Raw genomic sequence first — 6,304 nt, 5'->3', positions numbered from 1 at the left:
GGCCGCGGCGGGAACCGGTAGTGTCGGCCGGCGTGATCGAAACGCTTGTGTGGGCCGCCCTCGTGCTCGGGGTCGTCGGGGTGTACCTGAGCTGGACCGCCGGACGCCTCGACCGGCTGCACACCCGGATGGACGCCGCCCGCGCGGCCCTGGACGCGCAGCTGCTGCGCCGGGCGTCCGTGGTGCTGGAGGTGGCGACGTCCGGGGTGCTGGACCCGGCCTCCTCCATCGTGCTGTACGAGGCCGCGCACGCCGCCCGCCAGGCCGAGGAGGAGCACCGCGAGGTCGCCGAGAGCGAGCTCAGCCAGGCGCTGCGCGCCGTCTTCGCCGACGCCGACCAGGTCGAGGAGCTCAAGGCCGCCCCGGGCGGCGAGCAGGCCGCCGAGGAGCTGGCCGCGGCGGTGCGCCGGGTGCCGATGGCCCGGCGGTTCCACAACGACGCGGTCCGCGCGGCCCGCGCCCTGCGCCGCCACCGCAAGGTCCGCTGGTTCCGGCTGGCCGGCCACGCCCCGTTCCCATTGGCCTTCGAGATGGACGACGAACCCCCGGTCCACCTGGCCGACCGGCCGTAGTTGTACCTCAAGGCCAACTCGAAAGGAGCCACCGGCTCCATATTGGCCCTTGCAGTGGACTGCTCGGGGGCGGTTTCCTCGGGCGAGTACCACCCCCGAGTACCACCGCGGTACCCGTCTTCCCTTTCGAGTGAGGTCACCCCGTGAGCACGCTTCCCGACACCCCCCAGGCCCCCGAGACCGGCACCGCGCGCGTCAAGCGCGGCATGGCCGAGCAGCTCAAGGGCGGCGTGATCATGGACGTGGTCAACGCCGAGCAGGCCAAGATCGCCGAGGACGCCGGCGCCGTGGCCGTCATGGCCCTGGAGCGGGTGCCCGCGGACATCCGCAAGGACGGCGGCGTCGCCCGGATGTCGGACCCGAACATGATCGAGGAGATCATCGACGCGGTCTCGATCCCGGTCATGGCCAAGTCCCGCATCGGCCACTTCGTCGAGGCCCAGGTGCTGCAGTCCCTCGGCGTCGACTACATCGACGAGTCCGAGGTCCTCACCCCGGCCGACGAGGTCAACCACTCCGACAAGTGGGCCTTCACCACCCCCTTCGTCTGCGGCGCCACCAACCTGGGCGAGGCCCTGCGCCGCATCGCCGAGGGCGCGGCCATGATCCGCTCCAAGGGCGAGGCCGGCACCGGCAACGTCGTCGAGGCCGTCCGCCACCTGCGCCAGATCAAGAACGAGATCGCCAAGCTGCGCGGCTTCGACAACCACGAGCTGTACGCCGCCGCCAAGGAGCTGCGCGCCCCGTACGAGCTCGTCAAGGAGGTCGCCGAGCTCGGCAAGCTCCCGGTCGTGCTGTTCTCCGCCGGTGGCGTCGCCACCCCGGCCGACGCCGCGCTGATGCGCCAGCTCGGCGCCGAGGGCGTCTTCGTCGGCTCCGGCATCTTCAAGTCCGGCGACCCGGCCAAGCGCGCCGCCGCCATCGTGAAGGCCACCACCTTCTACGACGACCCGAAGATCATCGCGGACGCGTCCCGCAACCTGGGCGAGGCCATGGTCGGCATCAACTGCGACACCCTCCCCGAGGCCGAGCGCTACGCGAACCGCGGCTGGTAAGGCGTACCCCCATGAACAACCCCCCCGTCATCGGCGTCCTGGCCCTGCAGGGCGACGTACGGGAGCACCTGATCGCCCTGGCCGCGGCGGACGCCGTGGCCAGGCCGGTCCGGCGCCCCGAGGAGCTCGCCGAGGTCGACGCCCTCGTCATCCCCGGCGGCGAGTCCACGACCATGTCGAAGCTCGCCGTCCTGTTCGGCATGCTGGAGCCGCTGCGCGAGCGCGTACGCGCCGGCATGCCGGTCTACGGCACCTGCGCCGGCATGATCATGCTCGCCGACAAGATCCTGGACGGCCGCGAGGACCAGGAGACGCTCGGCGGCATCGAGATGATCGTGCGCCGTAACGCTTTCGGGCGGCAGAACGAGTCGTTCGAAGCCAAGATCGACTTCGCCGGCATCGACGGCGGCCCGGTCGAGGGCGTCTTCATCCGCGCCCCGTGGGTGGAGTCGGTCGGCGCGTCCGCCGAGGTGCTCGCCACGTACGACGGCCACACGGTCGCGGTGCGCCAGGGCAACGTGCTGGCGACGTCCTTCCACCCGGAGCTCACCGGCGACGACCGCGTGCACGGGTACTTCGTCGAGATGGTGCGCGCGGGAGCCTGACCGGACCCCGGTAGGATCAGTGGCGAAACAAGAATGGTTGACGCGAAGGAGAATGGCGGATGTCCGGCCACTCTAAATGGGCTACGACGAAGCACAAGAAGGCCGTGATCGATGCCAAGCGCGGCAAGCTCTTCGCGAAGCTGATCAAGAACATCGAGGTCGCGGCCCGTACCGGCGGTGCCGACCCGGACGGCAACCCGACCCTCTTCGACGCCATCCAGAAGGCCAAGAAGAGCTCGGTGCCGAACAAGAACATCGACTCCGCGGTCAAGCGCGGCGGTGGTCTTGAGGCCGGCGGCGTCGACTACGCGACGATCATGTACGAGGGCTACGGCCCGAACGGTGTCGCGGTGCTCATCGAGTGCCTCACCGACAACCGCAACCGCGCCGCGTCCGACGTGCGCGTGGCCATGACCCGCAACGGCGGCTCCATGGCCGACCCGGGCTCGGTCTCGTACCTGTTCAACCGCAAGGGCGTCGTCGTGCTGCCCAAGGGCGAGCTGACCGAGGACGACGTCCTCGGCGCGGTGCTCGACGCGGGCGCCGAGGAGGTCAACGACCTCGGCGAGAGCTTCGAGGTCATCAGCGAGGCCACCGACCTGGTCGCGGTGCGCACCGCGCTCCAGGAGGCCGGCATCGACTACGACTCGGCCGAGTCCAGCTTCGTCCCGACCATGCAGGTCGAGCTCGACGAGGAGGGCGCGCGCAAGATGTTCAAGCTGATCGACGCGCTGGAGGACAGCGACGACGTCCAGAACGTCTTCGCCAACTTCGACGTCTCGGACGAGGTCATGGCCAAGGTCGACGCCTGATCCGGCACCGGTACGCGCGGGCCGACGGGGACACGCCCCCGTCGGCCCGCTGCGTTGTCGGTGGCAGCCGATAGCCTGCCCGGACAGGTGCTCGAAGGGAGGGGCCGCGTGCGCGTGCTCGGGGTGGACCCGGGATTGACCCGGTGCGGTGTCGGTGTGGTCGAGGGGGTCGCCGGCCGTCCGCTGACCATGCTCGGCGTCGGGGTCGTCCGCACGCCCGCCGACGCGGACACCGCCGAGCGGCTGGTCGCCGTGGAGGCCGGGCTGGAGGCCTGGCTGGACGAGCACCGGCCCGAGGTCGTGGCCGTCGAGCGCGTCTTCAGCCAGCACAACGTGCGCACGGTGATGGGCACCGCCCAGGCCAGCGCGGTGGCCATGCTCTGCGCGGCCCGCCGCGGGATACCGGTGGTCCTGCACACCCCGAGCGAGGTCAAGGCCGCCGTCACCGGCAGCGGCCGCGCCGACAAGGCCCAGGTCGGGGCCATGGTGACCCGGCTGCTGCGGCTCGCCGAGCCACCCAGGCCCGCCGACGCGGCGGACGCCCTCGCCCTCGCCATCTGCCACATCTGGCGGGCCCCCGCCGTCAGCCGCCTCCAGCAGGCGCTCGCCCAGCACGCCTCCGCAGCGAAAGGCCGCACCCGATGATCGCCTTCGTGACCGGCCCGGTCGCAGCACTCGGACCCAGCACCGCCGTCGTCGAGGTCGGCGGCGTCGGCATGCTCCTGCAGTGCACCCCGAACACCCTCGCCACCCTCCGGCAGGGCGAGCCGGCCCGGCTCGCCACCTCCCTGGTCGTCCGGGAGGACTCGCTCACCCTGTACGGCTTCGCCGACGACGACGAGCGCCAGGTCTTCGAGCTGCTCCAGACCGCCAGCGGGGTCGGACCGCGCCTGGCGCAGGCGATGCTCGGCGTGCACACCCCCGACGCGCTGCGGCTGGCGGTCTCCACCGGGGACGAGAAAGCGCTCACGGCCGTGCCCGGCATCGGCAAGAAGGGCGCGCAGAAGCTCCTGCTGGAGCTGAAGGACAAGCTCGGCGCCCCGCTCGGCAGCAGCGGGCTCGTCGGCGCCCAGCGCGCCGCCGCCCAGGGGCCCGCACCCTGGACCGAGCAGCTGTCGGCCGCGCTGGTGGGCCTCGGCTACGCCCCCCGCGAGGCGGAGGAGGCCGTCTCCGCGGTGACCCCGCAGGCCGAGGCCGCCATCGCCGAGACCGGCTCCGCCCCGGTCCCGCAGCTGCTGCGGGCCGCGCTCCAGACCCTGAACCGGGCCCGCTGACCGCCGTAGGGGCGGTGGGAGCGGATCCCCCCGCCCGCCGGCGCCCGCCACCGTACGACCGGACCGCACCACCGGACCGCACCGCACCACCGGACCGCACCGCACTGCACCGCACCACACCGAGAAGGCAGACCACCGTGAACTGGGACGAGGACGAGACCGGCGCCGCCGCCGAGCGCCTGGTCGGCGCCGACGCCGACCGGGAGGACAGCGCCGTCGAGGCGGCCCTGCGGCCGAAGGACCTCGGCGAGTTCGTCGGGCAGGAGAAGGTCCGCCAGCAGCTCGACCTCGTCCTGAAGGCGGCCCGGCAGCGCGGCGCCACCGCCGACCACGTCCTGCTCTCCGGCGCGCCGGGCCTCGGCAAGACCACCCTGTCGATGATCATCGCGGCGGAGATGGGCGCCCCCATCCGGATCACCTCAGGCCCCGCCATCCAGCACGCCGGCGACCTCGCCGCGATCCTGTCCTCCCTCCAGGAGGGCGAGGTGCTCTTCCTCGACGAGATCCACCGCATGTCCCGGCCCGCCGAGGAGATGCTCTACATGGCGATGGAGGACTTCCGCGTCGACGTGATCGTCGGCAAGGGCCCCGGAGCCACCGCCATCCCGCTGGAGCTGCCGCCGTTCACCCTGGTCGGGGCCACCACCCGGGCCGGCCTGCTGCCGCCGCCGCTGCGCGACCGCTTCGGCTTCACCGGCCACATGGAGTTCTACACCCCCGAGGAACTCCAGCGGGTGATCCACCGCTCCGCCGGCCTGCTGGACGTGACGATCGACCCGGCGGGCGCCGCCGAGATCGCCGGCCGCTCCCGCGGCACCCCGCGCATCGCCAACCGGCTGCTGCGCCGCGTCCGGGACTACGCCCAGGTCAAGGCCGACGGTGTCATCACCCGCGAGGTCGCGGCCAGCGCCCTGCAGGTCTACGAGGTGGACGCGCGCGGCCTGGACCGGCTGGACCGGGCCGTCCTGGAGGCGCTGCTCAAGCTGTTCGGCGGCGGCCCGGTGGGCCTGTCCACGCTGGCCGTGGCGGTGGGCGAGGAGCGCGAGACGGTCGAGGAGGTGGCCGAGCCGTTCCTGGTCCGCGAGGGCCTGCTGGCGCGTACTCCGCGCGGGCGGGTGGCGACCCCGGCGGCCTGGGCCCACCTGGGACTGACGGCCCCCGCCGCCCAGGCCGGTCAGCAGGGCCTCTTCGGGGTCTGACGGCGCGGAGGTTCGCCCGGTCGGGAACGGCGGTGCCATGCTGGGCGTTGTTCCATCGGTGCGGACTCGCCTAGACTCCGCCGATGCCGACCGTTCAGGGCGGCATGTCCACCCCCGTAGAAACAAGGCCGCTCTCTGCGCGGTCGTGCGAAGGATCTTCGTCCCGTGAACAATCTCGGAATGCTCCTCCCCTTCATCGTTCTCATCGGGGCGATGTTCCTGCTCACCCGCTCCGCCAAGAAGAAGCAGCAGGCGGCGATGCAGATGCGGGACCAGATGACGCCCGGCACCGGTGTGCGCACCATCGGCGGCATGTACGCCACGGTCAAGGAGATCAACGAGGACACCGTGCTCCTCGAGGTCGCCCCCGGCGTCCACGCCGTCTACGCCAAGAACGCCATCGGCGCGGTGCTGGAGGACGCGGAGTACAACCGCATCGTCCACGGCACCGAGACGCCCGTCGTGCCCGACGACGCCTCCTCCCTGACCCTGGACAAGGGCGACGAGGGTGACGAGGCTCCCAAGCTCGACCTGGGCAAGAAGGACGGGGCGGCCGGCGCGACCGACGCCGACGACACCAAGGCCGACGAGACCAAGGACGCCAAGGGCGACGGCGAGACCGGCACGAAGTAACGTTCGGCGGGGGACCGTGCGGGCGCCGGACCGGCGGCACGCGCGGTCCTCGTCCGTCACCGCTTCTGCGGGGGGCAGAGGTCCCCACCACACATTCGGGGCCGCCCGCGCCACACATCGAGCGCGCGGGGCGGTTGGACAGGGAGAACAAACA

At 72.2% G+C, this 6,304-nt stretch carries 8 protein-coding genes; all 8 read left to right on the top strand.

The annotated features are described in order from the left end of the window. Window positions 1–32 precede the first annotated feature (32 nt). The 8 genes from LG632_RS18570 to yajC all read left to right on the top strand — a co-directional run bounded on the left by LG632_RS18570 (window position 33) and on the right by yajC (window position 6,150). Entirely contained in the window at window positions 33–572 is a 540-nt protein-coding gene (locus LG632_RS18570) for a LemA family protein (RefSeq protein ID WP_226728463.1), read from the top strand. 143 nt (window positions 573–715) lie between these two features. After that, the gene (gene pdxS, locus LG632_RS18565) at window positions 716–1,627 is read left to right on the top strand and encodes a pyridoxal 5'-phosphate synthase lyase subunit PdxS (protein WP_226728462.1); all 912 of its coding nucleotides are present in this window, start codon (window positions 716–718) and stop codon (window positions 1,625–1,627) included. Between the two features lie 11 nt (window positions 1,628–1,638). Further along, window positions 1,639–2,232: a pyridoxal 5'-phosphate synthase glutaminase subunit PdxT gene (gene pdxT, locus LG632_RS18560; RefSeq protein ID WP_226728461.1), complete on the top strand. Its 594-nt coding sequence runs from the start codon at window positions 1,639–1,641 to the stop codon at window positions 2,230–2,232. A gap of 59 nt (window positions 2,233–2,291) precedes the next feature. Beyond that, window positions 2,292–3,044: a YebC/PmpR family DNA-binding transcriptional regulator gene (locus LG632_RS18555; RefSeq protein WP_226728460.1), complete on the top strand. Its 753-nt coding sequence runs from the start codon at window positions 2,292–2,294 to the stop codon at window positions 3,042–3,044. 108 nt (window positions 3,045–3,152) lie between these two features. Next, complete coding sequence (ruvC, locus tag LG632_RS18550; RefSeq protein WP_226728459.1) at window positions 3,153–3,689, top strand: crossover junction endodeoxyribonuclease RuvC; 537 nt, start codon at window positions 3,153–3,155, stop codon at window positions 3,687–3,689. Beyond that, complete coding sequence (gene ruvA, locus LG632_RS18545) at window positions 3,686–4,318, top strand: Holliday junction branch migration protein RuvA (protein WP_226728458.1); 633 nt, start codon at window positions 3,686–3,688, stop codon at window positions 4,316–4,318. The genes ruvC and ruvA overlap by 4 nt, the downstream gene beginning before the upstream one ends. Window positions 4,319–4,455: 137 nt before the next feature. Continuing rightward, window positions 4,456–5,517, top strand: a complete 1,062-nt coding sequence (gene ruvB / locus LG632_RS18540; protein WP_226728457.1) for a Holliday junction branch migration DNA helicase RuvB — start codon at window positions 4,456–4,458, stop codon at window positions 5,515–5,517. Window positions 5,518–5,697: 180 nt separating this feature from the next. Continuing rightward, window positions 5,698–6,150 carry a preprotein translocase subunit YajC gene (gene yajC, locus LG632_RS18535; protein WP_226728464.1) on the top strand — a complete coding sequence of 151 codons (453 nt, stop codon included), beginning with the start codon at window positions 5,698–5,700 and terminating at the stop codon, window positions 6,148–6,150. The last annotated feature ends 154 nt before the right edge of the window (window positions 6,151–6,304 follow it).

The organism is Streptomyces antimicrobicus, assembly GCF_020532625.1.
GTDB classification, from domain to species: domain Bacteria; phylum Actinomycetota; class Actinomycetes; order Streptomycetales; family Streptomycetaceae; genus Streptomyces; species Streptomyces antimicrobicus.
Note: the sequence above shows the minus strand (reverse complement) of the source record. Positions and strands in the feature narration are given on the sequence as shown.